Origin of the sequence: Pseudomonas nunensis (assembly GCF_024296925.1) — a bacterium.
Lineage (GTDB): Bacteria > Pseudomonadota > Gammaproteobacteria > Pseudomonadales > Pseudomonadaceae > Aquipseudomonas > Aquipseudomonas nunensis.
Window position 1 is genome coordinate 3,970,739 of the sequence record NZ_CP101125.1, and the last position, 16,924, is coordinate 3,987,662.

Below are 16,924 nucleotides of genomic sequence, written 5' to 3' on the forward strand. Positions count from 1 at the left end.
CCCCCAAACAAACGCTTTGCTGCGGAGCCATTCGTAGAACTTTCTTTCACGAACAACACCGCTTTTAACCCCGCGTTTCCAACGTTTTCGCCGCATAGACTGCGGCCCATGAACTATCCAACCGAAGTCAAAGAAGCTGCAAAACGCCTCTACCTACGCCGCTGCTCGGTGAAGGAAATCCAGGCGCATTTGAAGCTGCCCAATATCCGCATCGTCTATTACTGGATCCGCCAAGGGTGCTGGGACGAGATGCTGACGGACGAGGAGCCGCTATCCGCCATCAGCCGGCGGATCACCCTGATCCTGGAGAAAGTCGACACGCTCACAAAGGGCGAACTCGACGAACTGGAGCGCCTGACCACCCTGCGCGAACGTCTGATTAAACAGTCGTCGAAACCCGCGCCGGCGGCGCAGTCCGACAGTCCGGACGAGCCCCGGGATCGCCCGTCAGGCCAGCGCCGCGATCGGAGCGACGGCGGCGGCAAGAAGCGCGAAAAAAAGGTCAAGAACGACATCAGCGGCCTGACCGAAGTGGACTTCCTGGATAAGTTCATCTCCAAGATGTATGGCTACCAAAAGGAGCTGTTTGAAGCGAAACAAAACCCGCTGACGCGCCGGGTTCGGAACATCCTGAAAAGTCGTCAGGTTGGCCTGACCTACTACTTTGCCGGCGAAGCGTTCATGGACGCGGTGCTAAGCGGTGACAACCAGGTGTTCCTGTCGGCCAGCCGCTCGCAGTCGGAAATCTTCCGCAGTTACATCATCCAGTTCGCCCAACAGTGGTTCGGCATCGAGCTAACCGGCAATCCGATCACGCTCAGCAACGGCGCCGAACTGCGCTTCCTTAGCACCAACAGCAGCACCGCCCAGGGCTACCACGGCCACGTCTACGTGGATGAATACTTCTGGATCCGCGACTTCGAAAAACTAAGCACCGTGGCCAGCGCCATGGGTACCCACAAGAAATGGCGCAAGACTTACTTTTCGACGCCCAGTGCGGTGTCGCACCAGGCCTACCCGTTCTGGTCGGGCGAAGAATTTCGCAACAGCAAACGCGGCAAAAAGGCCGGCGGTGTCTGGCCCACGGAAGCGGCCTATACGCAGGGGGCGCTGTGTCCGGACGGTCAGTGGCGCAAGACCATAACCCTTGATGATGCCATCGCCGGCGGCTGCAATTTGTTCGACCTGGAACAGCTCCAGCTGGAGTACGACGAGGACAAATTTCAGCAACTGTTCTACTGCAAATTCATCGACAGCACCCAAAGCGCATTCAGTCTCAAGGATCTGGAGCGCTGCTACTCGGACCTGTCGTTGTGGGAAGACTACAACCCGGAACTTGATCGACCATTCGGCAACAGCCCGGTCTGGTTGGGCTACGACCCGAGCCGAACCCGCGACGATTCCACCTGTGTGGTCATCGCGCCACCGCTCGAACCCGGGGCGAAGTTCCGCATCCTGGAAAAGCACAGCTGGCGTGGGCACTCGTTCACCCACCAAGCCGCCCAGGTCAAAAAGCTGACCGAACGTTTCAACGTGCAGCACATCGGCATCGACGTCACCGGCGTGGGCCACGGCGTGTTCGACCTGGTGCGCGACTTCTACGCCAAAGCAACGCCGATTCACTACAGCCTTGAGGCCAAAAACACGTTGGTGTTGAAAGCCCAAGACACGATTCAAGGCAGCCGCATCGAGTGGGACGCGGGCTGGACAGACATCGCCCAGGCGTTCCTGACGATCAAGCGTGGTGCCACCACCAGCGGCCAGATCACCTACAGCGCTTCGCGCACCGATGCCACCGGCCACGCCGACATCGCCTGGGCGATCATGCACGCCCTGGCCAACGAACCCCTAAACACCAACAAGCGGCGCCGCAGCCGCTACGTGACGAGCACCCACAGCAGCCATGGCCAACAAACGCAGAAAACCACCGCAAGTTCCAAGACCACAGCAGCCAATGCGGTCCTTTACGTTCGGGGAGCCCGAGCAAGTACTGTCCGGCAACATTGGCGAGTACGTGGGGGTGTTTCCCAGCGACGACGGCAAGATCTACAAGCCGCCGGTGTCGCGTGTCGGCCTGGCCAAGCTGTTGCGCGCCAACGCGCACCACGGCGCCATTCCCAAGTTCAAACGCAACCTGCTACTGCGTGAATTCATCGCCTCGGCCGGCTGCACCACCGAGACGATGGGCCGCGCCGCACTGGACTACATGGTGTTCGGCGAGGCGTACCTCTACAACGACACTAACGCCTTTGGCCAGGTGCTCCAGTTGCAGCACTTGCCGGCCATCAACATGCGGGTAAAGGTCGACGGCGGCTTCGTGATGCTGCTGCCCGACAACAAAGAAATGGAGTTCGACCAGGACGAGATCTCGCATGTCCTGGACTACGACGTGGAACAGAACATCTACGGCGTTCCGGACTACCTGGGCGGCCTGCAGGCGCTGCTACTCAACGAAGCGGCGACCCTCTTCCGCCGCCGGTATTACAGCAACGGCGCGCACGCGGGCTACATCTTCTACACCAATGACCCGGACCTGACCGAGGACGACGAAGAGGAGCTGCGCGCACAGATCAGTGCCAGCAAGGGTGTGGGTAACTTCCGCTCGATGTTTGTCAACATTCCCAACGGCAAGGAAAACGCGATTCAGATCATCCCCGTGGGGGACTTCCAGGCCAAAGACGAGCTGGAGAAGGTGAAAAACATCACACGTAACGACGTTATCGCGGCGTGGCGAATGAACCCTGCCCTGGCCGGCATCATTCCGGAAAACAACGGCGGATTTGGCGACATCGAGAAGATCGATCGCGTGTACACCAGCAACGAAATCCGCCCGATCTGCCAGCTGTTCAGCCAACTGAATAACAAGCTTCGCGATGACAGGCGATTCACCTGGAAAGAGCAACAACTACCAGTCGATACCACTGCTTGATCTCTTACTAGAAGAGATAACCACTAAATATTGTGGCAACATGGTGGCGATTAGCGGCCCTGGGGAGGGACATATGCGAGTGACATGTAAGTGCGGGAACAAGGGGTTAATCCGGGATAGCAAGCCACAGTCGCCGGACTTTGTGACGCTTTACTGCCAGTGCCTGGACGTCCTGTGCGGGCACACATGGGTGGCCCACTTGACGTTCTCCCACACGCTGAGCCCATCGGCGCAGACATTCGACCGGTTGTTGTTTGATCGACTGAGGGAAATGCCCAGGGCGAAACAGCGGGAGTTGTTCGAACAACTCGGCGCGCAGGCGGTGGCGTGACGCGCAAACCGCCGACTCTGATGCGTCGGCGATCGGTTACACCAAATCGAGATTAAGCGATCGGGAATCAGCTGTTGACTGACTCTTTAGGATTGGTGGCAAGAACCTCGAAAAGCCGGTGAAGCTGACCTCGCTCCTGTTCACCCAATGACCGGTAAAGGCCAATGAAACGGCGTTCCGCTATGGTCAGGTCGAGCCGTTCAAAATCGGCGTACCCACCACACACGGGTTCTTTTTTGATGCGATCCAACATGCGTACGACTCCATAAAGTGCATTGCTGAATCGGCGTTATCGGGGGCGGGGGCTGGCTTTGAAACGAGGGGGTTAACGATTTCTGCACAAGCTTTGTTACAAGTTAATTCTGCTGACGAGCAGCATCATCGGCCATCGCTTTCAGAAATCGACGGATCGCTTCTTGATCGAACGGCGTAATGCTTCTGAACTGATTTATCAGTTCCTCTTCTTCCGCTGTAAACAGCTGACCGATCGGCGTGGAACGGCGGCCAGTCAGAACATAAGCCGCATCAATACCTTGTTCTTCAAGCGCAGAGACATAGCGAAGGTCAAGCGAATTCGCTCCCAGCTCATAGTTCTTTTGTGTCCCCCGACTGACTCCTAAAAGCACTCCAAACTCTGTTTGATTCAACCCTAGGCGGTCGCGCTCTTCCCTTAGGCGTTCACCTACTCGATCAGCTATGAGCATTTTTTTAGTCACCACCATTGACTTGATCATTTTTTTGACCAAGAATCACCACAGACAAACACAAGTAAACACAACTGAACAGAGTGCGCACTATGCCCGCCACCGTTACAACCGAGCAAGCCCGTGAGGCGTTAGATCGCAGAGGAATGAGTATCGCGGAGTTCAGTCGAAAGCACGGACTGAACAAAAATTTAGTCAGCGACCTGTTGAACGGAAGGATCAAAGGTCGCCGTGGGGAGGCACATCGCGCCGCCGTACTACTCGGCATCAAAGACGGCGTTATCGAACAGTAACGGCACTGACCAACAGGGAAAAGTAGAAGATGAAAAGCCCCGTTCTAGAGACGCGCAAAGCAGCTATGCGCGAGATCATTCGCAGCTACCCCGATGGACGTGAAGGCGCTGCGGCTCGCTTGGGAATGAAAGTCAAAAAGTTCGATAACCACGCCTATGAGAATGCCGGTTGCAGTCCGCTGAGTGATGCTCAGGTCTACGTGCTGGAACAAGAGCGCGGCACCTGTCACTTCCCGAACTATGTGGCGCAGATGTACGGCGGGTTATTCGTACCGGTCGCCGACCCTGAAACACTGGATAACGTTGAACTGTATGCCCGGTCGGTGCAGGTTTCTGCGAAGCGCGGCTGTGTTGACCAGGCCATTGCCCGCGCGCTGGAAGACGGCTCGATCAACGCAGAGGAAGCCGAAAGCATCCTCAACGCTCACAACCTCCACATGGCCGCACGTCACGCTGAAGTGCTGGCAGCCATCGACCTGTATCGCGCCAAACCAGGGAAAGGCAAATGAACAATCTGCCTGCAGTACAGGAGTATCAAGACATGCTCAAAGCCGTGGCTTTTGCGTTCCTCGAGCGGCATCAGTGCGAACACCTTGGCGACGATCAGCAACTGTTCCAACGTGCGGTGCAGCACCTAGTCGCGGATTACAACGCCGTAGCTCAGCACGCCGAACGATTGGTTCACCTGGCCAGCAGCGAAATGTTAGCTGTGAGCGATCGGCAGCGGTTGGACATTGTCAGCAGCACGTCCACCCACACCGTCATCATCGACACCGCCACGGGCAACGCCTGGGCAATCCCGGTCAGCCTGATCTACGAACGAATTCTGATCGCACCGGACAACGGGCGTTTCCGCGTCACCGCTTCGTAATACCCACCCAATAAATCGCCTGTCCCACCGTCGTGGGTTTGGGTGAGCTGCGCCCGAAATTGAGGTTTGACGATGGAAAACGCCATGAACATCAACGCAAAACTGACGCCTGACCAGGCTCAAGCGCTCTTGGCCAACTTGCGCGAGCAGTACCGTCTCAGCCTCAACGAACTCTGGTACGCAGACCAGTACCGCCTGATTCCCGATGGCTTGCGCCACGGATCGATCCTCGCCAACAGCCCTGTGATGGCCGCTCAGAAACACCTGATCGGTGCCCTCACCCTCTGCCTCAAGAAAGCGAAGTAACCCATGAAAGACGACCTGCGCGGCGACGTAATCGAGCGCCTAAAACGAGATTACGGGCTTAAGCATCGGGCAAACACCGACTACATGCGCGGAGGCACCTGTCCGAAGTGCCGTCAGAAAACCTTGTACACGCGTCACTCGGCGCCGTGGCTGGTGATCTGCGGCAGGCCTGAAAAGTGCGCTCACTCCCTGCATGTGAAGGAGCTGTACGACGACCTGTTTGAAGACTGGAGCAAGCGAGCGCCGGCAACCGATCAACACCCGAATGCAACCGCCCGCGCCTATCTGGAGTTTGCCCGGGGCTTTCGGATCGAGCTGATTCAAGGCTGGTTCACCCAGGAGAGCTTCTACTCCGGCGAACACAATGCCGGCAGCGCCACCGTTCGCTTTGCCCTGGAGAAAGGAGGCTGGTGGGAACGCCTGATCGATAAGCCGTATCGCTTCGGAAAGATGAAGGCCCGGTTCAAATCGAAGGACAGCTATCGCGGCGTCTGGTGGTGCCCGCCCTGTGTGGATCTGCTGGAAGCTAAAGAGATCTGGATTGTCGAGGGCATTTTTGACGCCATCGCCCTGGTCCACAACGACATCGTCGCCGTATCGGCCATGTCCTCCAATGCCTTCCCCGAGGAGTCGCTGCGAGCGCTCGCCCGTAACCGAGACGGGAAGCTGCCCAAGCTGGTTTGGGCGCTCGATAACGAATCTGGTGCCCACGCCTACACCAAGCGATGGGCGAAGCAGGCGCGAGCTCTGGGGTTCGTCTGCGAGGCTGCACAGATCCCACTCCGTGACGGCCGGAAGACCGACTGGAACGACCTGCATCAGCGCTGGGGTTTCATCGAAGACGAAAGCGAACGAGCCGACCAGGTCACTGCTGATCTTAAACAAGCACGCCACCAGGGCGCCCTGCTGCTGGCTGAGAGCGCGGCCGAGAAAGCGCTGCTGATGTACGACTGGAACAAGCGCGGGGAATTCCACCTGGGCTTCGGTAGCCGCCTGTACTGGTTCAAGTTGGACATGGAGAAATTCAATCGGGCGATGCAGGACATCGAGGACAGCGAAAACCACGACGACCAGCTGCTCAATCAATCACAGCAGCGCGAGAAAGCGCTGCAGCAGTCGGGCAGCGTCGTCGAGATCGCCAACTGCTACCCACAAGCTTTGTATTTCCAGCGCAACGAAGTCACGGACGAGTCCTGGTACTACCTGCGCGTTGATTTCCCGCACGACTCCGAAAGCGTGAAGAACACCTTCACCAGCGGTCAGCTTTCTGCTGCCAGCGAATTCAAAAAACGACTACTCGGTATGGCCGCTGGCGCCATGTACACCGGGAGCGGTCAACAACTGGACAAGCTTATGAAGGATCAACTGTTCGGCATCAAAACCGTCTCGACGATCGATTACGTGGGCTACAGCAAGGAATACGGCTGCTATGTCTATGGCGATATCGCAATCAAAGATGGCGTCTCCTACAAGGTCAACAGCGAGGACTATTTCGAGTTCGGGAAACTCCGTCTGAAGACGCTGCAGAAAGGCGTGCCTATCAAGCTGCAGCGCGATGGAAAAGACTTCAGCGAAGAATGGCTGCCGTTGCTGTGGACGTGTTTCGGCGCTCAGGGTCTGGTGGCGTTGGTGTTCTTTTTTGGTTCGCTGTTCTGCGAGCAGATCCGCGGACGTTACCAGTCGTTTCCTTTTCTGGAGGCCACTGGCGAGGCCGGCGCCGGCAAGACAACCCTGCTGAACCTGCTATGGAAACTGCTCGGCCGCGAAGGTTATGAAGGCTTCGATCCGATGAAGTCCACGAAAGCTGGCCGATCACGACTGATGGGGCAGGTGTCCGGGATGCCGGTCGTTTTCCTTGAGGCTGATCGTCACGGCGACGATCGATCCCACGCCAAGACGTTCGAGTGGGACGAGCTCAAAGACTTCTACGGCGGCGGCACCCTGGCCACCAAAGGTGTGAAGACTGCCGGCAACGAAACCTATGAACCCCCTTTTCGCGGGACGATCGCTATCAGCCAGAACGCGGCGGTTGTCGCTCATGAGGCGATCATGACCCGGATCGTGAAACTGCATTTCATCCGGCCGACCGTCACCCCGAAAAGCCGTGTTGCGGCGGATAAGCTGAACGCCCTGGACGGAAGCACGCTGAGCCACTTTCTGATTCGAGCGGTTGGCAAAGAGTCCGCCGTCCTTGAGCTTTTCGCCCAACGCATGCCCGAACACGAAGCCAAGCTACGTCGCCTGCATACCCACTGCTTTGCTTGCGGTACAGAGTATCCCAACGAACAAGGCAACTGCAGCAGCTGCGGCTATGACCTGCGCGGGTACATCCGCGTAGAGCGGATCAGCAAGAACCACGCACAGCTCCTTTCCCTGCTCGATGCCTTGCGATTGATCCTGAAACTGGACGAACCGCAAGTGGCAGCGACCCAACGTCAGATCGTCCGCATGGCGATCGAGCGCCAGGCCTCAATCAGCTCTGACCACCCGGCTGTTGCTGAATTTTGGGAGGTCTACGACTACCTCGAATCGCTTAGTGAAGATCCTGTAGTCGACCACAGCAGCGATCCAAGCGTCATCGCGATCAACCTCAACGAATTCAGCGAGCGCGCCGCCGAGCACAAACAGAAGCTGGCCGATGTGGCCACCCTGCGCGACCTGCTGAGGGAATCTCGATCCCACAAATTCCAGGAAGCAAACAAGGCGGTACACAGCGCAGTCCGCGCTGCGATGAACAGCAAAACACCACTGGCACCAGGTCGTCCCACGACGGTCAAGTGCTGGGTTTTCAAAGCGTAAGGGAGGCTATTCCGATGCAAATCCAAGTCTTTATGGGCAATGCCAGCGATGGCAAAACGAGCAAGCTGCAGGAGATCCAGGACCGTTTGGAATGGATGGGCGAAAGCCATCCGATCATTCAGGCAGGTGCATATGGTGGGAATGGTTTGCTGCAGATTCTGGAAGTTCGTGCCGCAGCTGGCCAGCGTGAAATCCTGGTAGACGAGTGCAACCCACAACAGATTTTGAGCGTACTGGAGTGGCAAGCGTGCACTGAGGAAAATCCTGATTTCGTTGACCTGGTTATCCACCTCGCCCGCCAGGACTGACAGAAAAAGAAGCGATGTCGAGGAGTTGGCCCTCCCCGACATCAACCACCACTGAGGGCAACACCATGCAAGCACAGCACCTAAGCAGCAGTGATTCGAAGGCTAACACATTGACCAACATCGACGCCCAGTCCGCCCGGCATCTAATGGCTGTTCGGATCGTCGGCACGGCTTTGTTCGAATACCAGATACGGAAAACCGACGATGCGCGGATCCGCCTTGAATGCCTCACCGGCTTTGCCAAGGAGCTTGGCGACATTGATGCGGCCGAATGCGCCGTTGTAGCTCAACTGTTGGCAGGCCATTCATCGACTAAGCAGGACACGACTGTTCAGACTTTTCCACTTGTAGGAGCAACACTATGAAAACGTTATTTGTCCTCATGGCCCAATACAACGGTCAAGTGGTTATTCCCTTAGAGCGAGTCTGTCAGGATTACTTCACTCATCTCACCACGGACATGTTTCAGCGCAAGGTGGGGGCTGGACAAATCAAAATTCCCATTACGCGTATGGAATCAAGTCAGAAGAGCGCAAAGGGCATTCACATTACAGACCTTTCCGAATACCTGGATGCTCAGCGCGCTGCCGCCGTCAAAGAAAACAATCAGCTAAACAGCGCGCCACGCAGTAGCTAATTCACCTCAGTGTCCTGGCGCCCAACTTTACGGGCGCCTGTAGGATTTTCTCGAACCATTTCCAGTTTTCGTAGGCGTCACCGCGTCCGCGTAGGTGGGTGTAACGCCGCATCGAGTTCCAATCGCGATGCCCCGATACACTCGCTACCCGAGGAATGTCCCAGTCCATTTCGAACAACCGGCTCACGCCGTCGTGGCGCAGATCATGAAAGTGCAGATTCTCGATATCAAGTATCTGACAAGCCCTGGTCCATGACGTGGATACCGACTCGGCACTGTAAGGAAATATCTCCGGCAGCACTTTCGGCATGGTTTGAAGAATGGCCCAGGCCTCCGGTGGTAAATGGCACCAAACGTCGTTGCCGATCTTCTGGCCAGGGTTTTTCATGTCACGCACCAGTATCCGCTGGCCCACCTCATCGAGATCCGTCCACTGGATTCGCGTAATTTCCTCCTGGCGGCGTGTTGAGAACAACGCGAATCCAGTCATCTTGAGCATGTTGATCGACGTGGGGCGACGCTTTTGGATGCCCTCGAAGTGCGTGAGTAGCTTGTCGAGTTCATCCAAAGTGGGTCGCCGGTCGCGCTCGCGACTTTTCATGTTGTACCCCAGCTTTTTCAAGACCCGTCGGGCATCCGTCATTGCGTGCGGATCGACCGCATAACCCCAGGCGGGCCGAGCGATCGACAGCACCGCACCCAGGTGCGCCAGATCATTACCTGCCGTCTGCGCCTGTACGCTCCCGCCCTCTTCACCCATGCGCCACAGCGCGTACTCCACCAGCACCTGGCTGTTGATGTCCTGGTCATTCAATTTGCCCAGGTACGATTCGCTGATAGCCTTAAGCGTGGCGAGCTTGGTCTTACCCAAAGGTCGGACCTTCTCCATCTCAGTCAAATAACGCTCGATCATCTCCTTGACCGTCGCGCCCTTGCGGTTTGCCCGTTCAATCGCGCCGGGCTCAGCCAGCTCCGTTTCGCGTTTTCGAGCCCATGCCAGGGCAGCCTGTTTCCGGGCGAAGGTCTGGCACTCTTGGTAGACTATTGCCCCTTTGTTTTTAAGGCGGATCTGGACCGTATAACTGACCGATCCGTCGGCCTTCTTTCTTGCTCTAATGGTTGCCATCGTTCCAGTGGTACAAATGAGAAAGTGAGTGGTACATTTTACCACCGGCCTTTAAAAAACGTCTGAAAACGCCCAAAAACGGCCCAGAATGCGCAGAGAAAAATGCTAGCTAAAACAGTCATTAACCCACAGAACACAAGCTCTGCACTGTCTCGGCGGTTTAGCGTTGCGCCCATGATGGATTGGACCGACCGCCACTGCCGTTTCTTCCTACGCCTCCTATCCAAACACGCCCTCCTCTACACCGAGATGGTCACCACTGGCGCACTGCTCAACGGTGATCACGACCGCTTCCTACGCCACAACGAAGCCGAACACCCGCTCGCCCTGCAACTCGGTGGCAGTGTTCCGCTCGACCTGGCCGCCTGCGCCCGCATGGCGCAGGAGCACGGTTACGACGAGGTGAACCTCAACGTCGGCTGCCCGAGCGATCGTGTTCAGAACAATATGATCGGTGCGGTGTTGATGGGGCATCCGCAGTTGGTGGCGGATTGTGTGAAGGCGATGCGCGATGCGGTGTCGATTCCGGTGACGGTGAAGCATCGGATCGGGATTAACGGGCGGGACAGTTACGAGCAGTTGTGTGATTTCGTCGGTACGGTTCGGGATGCGGGGTGCACGAGTTTTACGGTGCATGCGCGGATTGCGATTTTGGAGGGGTTGTCGCCGAAGGAGAATCGGGACATTCCGCCTTTGCGGTATGACGTGGCGGCGCAGTTGAAGAAGGATTTTCCGGAGCTGGAGATTATTCTCAACGGCGGGATCAAGACGCTCGAAGCTTGCCACGAGCATTTGCAGACGTTCGACGGTGTGATGTTGGGTCGCGAGGCGTATCACAATCCTTATGTGATGGCTGAGGTGGATCAGCAGTTGTTCGGCAGCACGGCGCCGGTGATTACTCGGGCCGAGGCGCTGGCGCAGTTGCGGCCTTATATTGCGGCGCACATTGATGCCGGCGGTTCGATGCACCATATCACCCGGCATGTGCTGGGGCTGGGCACCGGGTTTCCGGGGGCGCGCAAGTTTCGGCAGTTGTTGTCGGTGGATATCCACAAGGCGAAAGAGCCTTTGGTGCTACTGGATCAGGCAGCGGAGTTGCTTGAGGGGCGCTAACCCCTCTCTTCTATTAAGGACGGTCAGGCCGCTGTGGCTGCCGTCCAGTTCACCCAGCCGAATAGCCAGGTCGCCAGAATCAATAAGCCGAAGCCAATCCGGTACCAGGCGAAGACCGCGTAGCTGTGGCTGGCGATGAACTTGAGCAAACCGCGCACGGCGATCATCGCGAAGATGAACGCGGTGACAAAACCCAAGGCAAATACCGGCAGGTCGCTAGCCTGGAACAGGTCGCGGTACTTGTAGCCGGAATACACAGCGGCGCCGACCATCGTGGGCATCGCCAGAAAAAACGAGTACTCGGTCGCGGCCTTGCGCGACAGCCCAAACAGCAATCCGCCGATGATGGTCGAGCCTGATCGGGACGTGCCCGGGATCATCGCCAGGCACTGCGCGAAACCTACCTTCAACGCATCCGGCCAGCGCATGTCATCCACATGCTCGACGTGCACCACGTGCTCCCGCTGCTCCGCCCACAACATGACGACTCCGCCCACTACCAGAGCGACAGCGACGGTAATTGGATTGAACAAGTACTCATGAATGTTATCGGCAAACAGTACGCCCAGAATAACCGCTGGAAGAAAACCGATTAACAGGTTCAACGTAAAACGTTGCGCCTTAAGTTGGGTTGGCAGGCCTTTGACAATCTCGAATATTTTTGGACGAAACTCCCAGACCACGGCCAAAATGGCGCCCAGTTGAATAATGATGTTAAACGCCATGGCGCGTTCACCACCAAAGCCCAACAAGTCTGCAACAATAATCTGGTGGCCCGTACTGGAAATAGGCAAGAACTCTGTCAGCCCTTCTACTGCGCCCAACACCAGTACTTGTATAAACGTCAAAAACTCCATAAATCCTCCGCTAGGCTATTCTTATTGAACGCCCATTAACCGTATCTAGTTATTAAATAACTAAGCAGCAGACTCGCACTTAACGCCTACTAAATAATTAAAAGCTTGGGCGAATAGTAGGTCTTATCAAACCACCGCCTCAAGTATTGTTAGTAATCGTCCGGCTAACGGACTATCGGAACCGTCGGTATAGAGAGAAGAATCCCACCCGAGCAAAACGTGATGCAGCACACATATTCATCTTATTTAAGGGCTAATTCCCCGTAATCACCACTCAAGACCGTGATGGCCTTTTAGAGGCAAAAACGAATCGCCATCGGCTAAAAATAGTGGCACTATTGCATATGGCCATCACGCTGAGACGCCATTTCGTTAGTTCAGCTGATCACAAGAAGCAATTAAAAGATTGTTTATGTTAGAAAACTCGCTCGCAACGCCTGAAAATGCGTTTTGAATGTTACCAATTGTCAGTCACAGATGAGAACCGGTGCTTTAACATCCTGATGTCAGCACCCATTCGAGTCAAAAAGCATGATGCTTACAGGGAAATTAGCGACTAGAAGCCAGCGCGCGACAAATGAGGAACCCGGTGTTCTCACCTTGGGTCGTACCCGCAGCGTGGCTGAAAATTTTAGAGCGTTAGTCGCAAGGCACGTGCAATCCGATATAGCTCTTGATGCTAGCGCTTACACTAATTTACATAAGAAGAATGAACACCCGGATTTGTATCGGGCTATCTTCATCATTATTGACAGCCCTCATGCACTCGATGAGAGCCTGGCATTGGTGGAAAATCTTCGTTCTACCAACTTGAACCCACTCATATGTGCCGTTATCACGGGACGCGGCACCTATAACAAGATGAAGTTTTATCTTGCTGGCGCCGACTGCTGTATCAAGATCAATACATTGTCGGACGAAAGCACTGCGTTTTTGTCCGAATTCTTCAACAGTGAAGAGTGGCAACGGGACGTCAATCTGGTGTTGGACCCGACGCGTATATGCCTGATGGGCACACGCAAGAAGCTGGAGATTTCGTTTGCAGAAATGAAAATTCTGGAGGCATTTGCGCAAACCAGTAACCACATATTAAGTCACGATGAAATCGCCCGAATCATGGGGCTGAACACCAATTTTTACGACCCCAGGGCTTTGGAGAAGTCCATCAGTCGTCTTCGCGGAAAAATCAAAAGCATGTATGGCACCAATGCGATTCAAAGCATTCGCGGGTATGGATACCGTTTGATGAGGGGTCTGATCTCGACCGCCTGATTTACCTATGGAAAGGAGTTGTTGCATGAATGCGACTGGAGGTATTTCCCCCGCAAAGGCCCCGTATCGCTATCTCACCCGGCAACTGATCCTGTCACGTGATGATCGCCCGTTTGCCAGTGAGATAAGCACCGGCCCTCTTCCCGCTACGTCGTCGTGGACGACGCAGGCGGGCCAATTGTGTGAGCGCTGCAATGAACCATCGGTGCACCTGCGCCGGGAGCCCTGCTCCCTGAAGGATCGCCGCTCGCACAGACCGGAAAAATATCTGAACCGGACACTCCTCAGTCTGTCTGAACCGGGCCTTGCCAGCTTTGCGCTGACCAACGAGCTGATCCAGTTCGGCAACAACCTGCGCGATTTCGGCCACACACTGGTCGTGTCACTCAAGGGGCGTGCATTCTGGGAAGTGGATTCCAAATATAAAAAAAACATTATTTATCATATGTATCACTTGAAAGATCATGGTATAGAAATCGCGTTGGATGACTACAACATCCAAAGGGAAGCACTAACACGCTTCAATACTCTGAACCTGTTCAACTACATCAAGGTATCGATTTCATCCTTGGGCCAGTGTTTGAAACTCAATAGTGATCCTGAGTTTTTCAATCGACTCCATGACCACATGGTGACACTGACCCACCACAACAAGATTTCGTTTATTGCCGATCGAGTAGAGCATATCGAGAGCCATTCATTGGCCCGGGCGCTGCCCTTTGATTACTTTCAAGGGAGCTATTACTCCCCTGCCGATCATCTTTAACAAAACTTTGGCGACTACTTTAGGAGAGCGACGTGGAAATAAGTACAACCCTCCCCAGAAAATATTTTGTTGTCGTGACTCACAGCATAAGTTCCCAGCGTGAGCTCGAGACCATACTGTCCAGCGAGCGTTTCAACTCGTTTGGTACATCCCAGGCACAAATGTTTATCGAAGGTGTTGCCCCGCCCTCTTCCGCACCTGTGCTGATGGAGTTCACCTACCCCAGTGGGACAAGGAAAAATGTCGCCCACACGATCGAACATGAAACCCAGAACATACTCGCTACCCTCGAGGCGGAATGGCTGGCGGCACAATCCGGGGCGCGTCCCGTTGTGCTGCCCAATCAAGCTGAACGCGGCGAAACACCCCGGGAAACAGAGGACACCGACGCTTACAGCGAAGCCTGGCAACTCGACGATGATCAAAGTGTGTTGGTCAAAGAGAACGTCGAGATCGCCCTTACTGGACTCGAAGCTGCTCTCGTCAAGAAGATGCTCCATCATGAAGATCGTGTCGTCAGCCGGGATGATCTGATCCTAAGTATCGGCCGGGAACCAGAGCAATATCGCGGCCTGGAAATGTGCTTGAGTCGATTGCAGGACAAGTTCAAAAGCGCCAGCAAAGGTGAGCGATTATTTCGGGCAGTGAGAAATCGAGGTTATTGCCTTATCCAGGAAGTTGTCTCGGAGGCGCACCACGCCTGACCCACTTTGTACAAACATGTGACAGTGCTATTACAATAATAAAAAGTGCACTTTGTTTGTGACTCCCTCGCTCCAGATACCCCTTCCTAAATTTCGACCTTTTCTAACACTCCGCACTTTCCCGCTCAAAAGTTGGCACTTTGCCATCTTGTTATAACTCGTCAGACAGCCCTCCCCATCAATAACTTAATCTATTGACTGACGACAGTTCGACCTCTCGGCGTTGTTAGTCTCAGGGCATTAGTTAAAACAATAACAATCCTGCTTAAACAACTCGCGGTGCGACTGTCGATACCTGAATGGACGTATTTTGGGGATATCGCATGGATCTTACACTTCGTATCAATCGAAATACCGGCCTCAAGGGACTTACCTTTTGGGGCCAATGGGCGCTGGCGCAGGGCTTTGTCGTTACATTGCTGTTTGTACTCGCCGAACAGCATACCGGAGCGGTGGAGTTCTATTACCGAGTGTGCGCGGCATTGAGCGTACTGGCCTCGGTGCCGGCCTACACGTTCAGCGGCGTTTACCGCAAAAGAGACAGCTATCTGACGGGGTTGGGCCGCCTGTTCATGGGCTGGTCCATGACCATGGCGGCACTGGCCTGCATGGCTTTTATCTGCAAGGCCGATGAGCTGTTTTCGCGGCAGGTGATTCTCAGTTGGGCGGTGTACGGTTTCCTCGGGCAGGCTCTGCTGTACGCGCCGTTGCACGGGTTCTCCAAGTACTATCAGCGCTCACGTAAAAGCGAGCATCGGACCCTGATCGTCGGCACTGGCGAACTGGCGTTGGGCCTGGCCAAGAAGTTGAGCAGCGTCGAAAACCTGCCGTTGGTAGGTCTGGTCAGCAACGGCGCCGTTGCCCCGTTGGAGCCGGATGCCCCGCACATCGTCGGTGTGCAGGAGGATCTTCTGGAGCTGATCAGCTTCCATGACATCCGACGCTTGTACATCACCCTGCCGCTGAGCGAAGCGGCGAAAATCGAAGCCATGTATGTCGATTTGCTGGGTGCCAATGTCGATGTGGTCTGGGTGCCGGACTTGAACAGCCTGACGCTGCTTAATCACTCGGTGCGGGTCGTGGACGGTCTGCCGGCAATCTATTTGAATGAAAGCCCATTGACCAGCCAGCCCACCGCCGCGCTGAGCAAGAGCCTGGTGGAAAAAGCCGTGGCGCTGCTGGCGATCATTCTGCTGAGTCCGGTTCTGGCGGCGCTTGCCTTGGCCGTGAAGCTCAGTTCGCCCGGCCCAGTGTTCTTCAAGCAGGACCGCCATGGCTGGAACGGCAAGGTGATTCAGGTCTGGAAGTTTCGCTCGATGCGCGTCCACGACGACCATGAAGTGAAACAGGCCAGCCGCAACGATTCGCGCATCACCGCCGTCGGCCGCTTTATCCGCCGCACTTCGCTGGATGAGTTGCCGCAACTGTTCAACGTGCTGCAAGGGCACATGGCCCTGGTCGGTCCACGGCCTCACGCGGTCGCCCACAACAACTACTATTCGGGGAAGATTCTGGCCTACATGGCTCGTCACCGAATCAAGCCAGGGATTACCGGGCTCGCGCAAATCAATGGTTGCCGTGGCGAGACTGACACCATCGACAAGATGCAGAAACGCGTAGAGATCGACCTCAAGTACATCAATAACTGGTCGTTGTGGCTGGACCTGAAGATCCTGGTGAAGACACCCTTTACCTTGCTCTCGAAGGACATCTATTGATGGCGTAACGGTCGAAAACAGCAGCACCACAAGGGGACGAAAGTCCCCTTTTTTGTGGCTGGGATTAATCGGTGGCAGTTATTCATCATAACCGTCCATACACAAATCCCCATGTGGGAGCGGGCTTGCTCGCGAAGTGGCCGTGTCAGTCAACATACAAATTGACTGACAAGCCGCCTTCGCGAGCAAG

At 55.5% G+C, this 16,924-nt stretch carries 20 protein-coding genes; 15 read left to right on the forward strand and 5 right to left on the reverse strand.

Features of this window, described 5'->3' with window-relative positions:
* Positions 1 to 108 precede the first annotated feature (108 nt).
* The 3 genes from NK667_RS17205 (at position 109) to NK667_RS17215 (ending at position 3,260) form a co-directional block, all read left to right on the forward strand.
* On the forward strand, positions 109 to 2,148 hold the full coding sequence (locus NK667_RS17205) for a terminase large subunit domain-containing protein (protein WP_054615573.1): 2,040 nt from the start codon (positions 109 to 111) through the stop codon (positions 2,146 to 2,148).
* Complete coding sequence (locus NK667_RS17210) at positions 2,060 to 2,929, forward strand: phage portal protein (protein ID WP_054615574.1); 870 nt, start codon at positions 2,060 to 2,062, stop codon at positions 2,927 to 2,929. Before NK667_RS17205 ends, NK667_RS17210 begins: the two co-directional genes overlap by 89 nt.
* Before the next feature lie 73 nt (positions 2,930 to 3,002).
* The gene (locus NK667_RS17215; protein WP_054615575.1) at positions 3,003 to 3,260 is read left to right on the forward strand and encodes an ogr/Delta-like zinc finger family protein; all 258 of its coding nucleotides are present in this window, start codon (positions 3,003 to 3,005) and stop codon (positions 3,258 to 3,260) included.
* Between the two features lie 67 nt (positions 3,261 to 3,327).
* Here NK667_RS17215 and NK667_RS17220 read toward each other — a convergent pair whose 3' ends face one another.
* Both NK667_RS17220 and NK667_RS17225 read right to left on the reverse strand, forming a co-directional pair.
* Positions 3,328 to 3,513 carry a hypothetical protein gene (locus tag NK667_RS17220; RefSeq protein WP_054615576.1) on the reverse strand — a complete coding sequence of 62 codons (186 nt, stop codon included), beginning with the start codon at positions 3,511 to 3,513 and terminating at the stop codon, positions 3,328 to 3,330.
* Between the two features lie 103 nt (positions 3,514 to 3,616).
* On the reverse strand, positions 3,617 to 3,964 hold the full coding sequence (locus tag NK667_RS17225; RefSeq protein ID WP_054616291.1) for a helix-turn-helix domain-containing protein: 348 nt from the start codon (positions 3,962 to 3,964) through the stop codon (positions 3,617 to 3,619).
* A gap of 92 nt (positions 3,965 to 4,056) precedes the next feature.
* On the opposite strand from NK667_RS17225, the gene NK667_RS17230 reads away from it, so the two are divergent.
* The 6 genes from NK667_RS17230 (at position 4,057) to NK667_RS17255 (ending at position 8,541) form a co-directional block, all read left to right on the forward strand.
* Positions 4,057 to 4,257 (forward strand): DNA-binding protein, encoded by a 201-nt coding sequence (locus NK667_RS17230; protein ID WP_054615577.1) that lies wholly within the window; start codon positions 4,057 to 4,059, stop codon positions 4,255 to 4,257.
* Between the two features lie 29 nt (positions 4,258 to 4,286).
* Complete coding sequence (locus tag NK667_RS17235; protein WP_054615578.1) at positions 4,287 to 4,766, forward strand: YmfL family putative regulatory protein; 480 nt, start codon at positions 4,287 to 4,289, stop codon at positions 4,764 to 4,766.
* The gene (locus NK667_RS17240) at positions 4,763 to 5,128 is read left to right on the forward strand and encodes a hypothetical protein (protein WP_054615579.1); all 366 of its coding nucleotides are present in this window, start codon (positions 4,763 to 4,765) and stop codon (positions 5,126 to 5,128) included. The genes NK667_RS17235 and NK667_RS17240 overlap by 4 nt, the downstream gene beginning before the upstream one ends.
* A 72-nt stretch (positions 5,129 to 5,200) precedes the next feature.
* Positions 5,201 to 5,434 (forward strand): hypothetical protein, encoded by a 234-nt coding sequence (locus tag NK667_RS17245; RefSeq protein WP_054615580.1) that lies wholly within the window; start codon positions 5,201 to 5,203, stop codon positions 5,432 to 5,434.
* A 3-nt stretch (positions 5,435 to 5,437) separates the two neighbouring features.
* On the forward strand, positions 5,438 to 8,233 hold the full coding sequence (locus tag NK667_RS17250; protein ID WP_054615581.1) for a toprim domain-containing protein: 2,796 nt from the start codon (positions 5,438 to 5,440) through the stop codon (positions 8,231 to 8,233).
* A 14-nt stretch (positions 8,234 to 8,247) separates the two neighbouring features.
* Positions 8,248 to 8,541: a hypothetical protein gene (locus NK667_RS17255; protein WP_054615582.1), complete on the forward strand. Its 294-nt coding sequence runs from the start codon at positions 8,248 to 8,250 to the stop codon at positions 8,539 to 8,541.
* A gap of 143 nt (positions 8,542 to 8,684) precedes the next feature.
* Here NK667_RS17255 and NK667_RS17260 read toward each other — a convergent pair whose 3' ends face one another.
* Positions 8,685 to 8,846 carry a hypothetical protein gene (locus NK667_RS17260; RefSeq protein WP_236708607.1) on the reverse strand — a complete coding sequence of 54 codons (162 nt, stop codon included), beginning with the start codon at positions 8,844 to 8,846 and terminating at the stop codon, positions 8,685 to 8,687.
* Between the two features lie 56 nt (positions 8,847 to 8,902).
* Here NK667_RS17260 and NK667_RS17265 point away from each other — a divergent pair, with 56 nt between their 5' ends.
* Positions 8,903 to 9,178: a pyocin activator PrtN family protein gene (locus NK667_RS17265; RefSeq protein ID WP_054615583.1), complete on the forward strand. Its 276-nt coding sequence runs from the start codon at positions 8,903 to 8,905 to the stop codon at positions 9,176 to 9,178.
* 1 nt (position 9,179) lies between these two features.
* Here the strand turns inward: NK667_RS17265 and NK667_RS17270 are convergent, their stop codons facing one another.
* Positions 9,180 to 10,304, reverse strand: a complete 1,125-nt coding sequence (locus NK667_RS17270; protein WP_054615584.1) for a tyrosine-type recombinase/integrase — start codon at positions 10,302 to 10,304, stop codon at positions 9,180 to 9,182.
* A gap of 102 nt (positions 10,305 to 10,406) precedes the next feature.
* Between NK667_RS17270 and dusA the strand changes: the two genes are divergently transcribed.
* Positions 10,407 to 11,417: a tRNA dihydrouridine(20/20a) synthase DusA gene (gene dusA / locus NK667_RS17275; RefSeq protein ID WP_083471347.1), complete on the forward strand. Its 1,011-nt coding sequence runs from the start codon at positions 10,407 to 10,409 to the stop codon at positions 11,415 to 11,417.
* Between the two features lie 23 nt (positions 11,418 to 11,440).
* Here the strand turns inward: dusA and NK667_RS17280 are convergent, their stop codons facing one another.
* Positions 11,441 to 12,274, reverse strand: a complete 834-nt coding sequence (locus tag NK667_RS17280) for an undecaprenyl-diphosphate phosphatase (protein ID WP_054615585.1) — start codon at positions 12,272 to 12,274, stop codon at positions 11,441 to 11,443.
* A 531-nt stretch (positions 12,275 to 12,805) separates the two neighbouring features.
* On the opposite strand from NK667_RS17280, the gene NK667_RS17285 reads away from it, so the two are divergent.
* From NK667_RS17285 to NK667_RS17300, 4 genes are all read left to right on the forward strand, one after another.
* A complete protein-coding gene (locus tag NK667_RS17285) occupies positions 12,806 to 13,546 on the forward strand; it encodes a winged helix-turn-helix domain-containing protein (protein ID WP_054054198.1) in 741 nt (246 codons plus the stop codon).
* A gap of 25 nt (positions 13,547 to 13,571) precedes the next feature.
* Positions 13,572 to 14,312, forward strand: a complete 741-nt coding sequence (locus NK667_RS17290) for an EAL domain-containing protein (protein ID WP_054615586.1) — start codon at positions 13,572 to 13,574, stop codon at positions 14,310 to 14,312.
* Positions 14,313 to 14,344: 32 nt separating this feature from the next.
* A complete protein-coding gene (locus tag NK667_RS17295; RefSeq protein ID WP_054615587.1) occupies positions 14,345 to 15,016 on the forward strand; it encodes a winged helix-turn-helix domain-containing protein in 672 nt (223 codons plus the stop codon).
* A 323-nt stretch (positions 15,017 to 15,339) separates the two neighbouring features.
* Complete coding sequence (locus tag NK667_RS17300) at positions 15,340 to 16,734, forward strand: undecaprenyl-phosphate glucose phosphotransferase (protein ID WP_054615588.1); 1,395 nt, start codon at positions 15,340 to 15,342, stop codon at positions 16,732 to 16,734.
* Positions 16,735 to 16,924 lie beyond the last annotated feature (190 nt).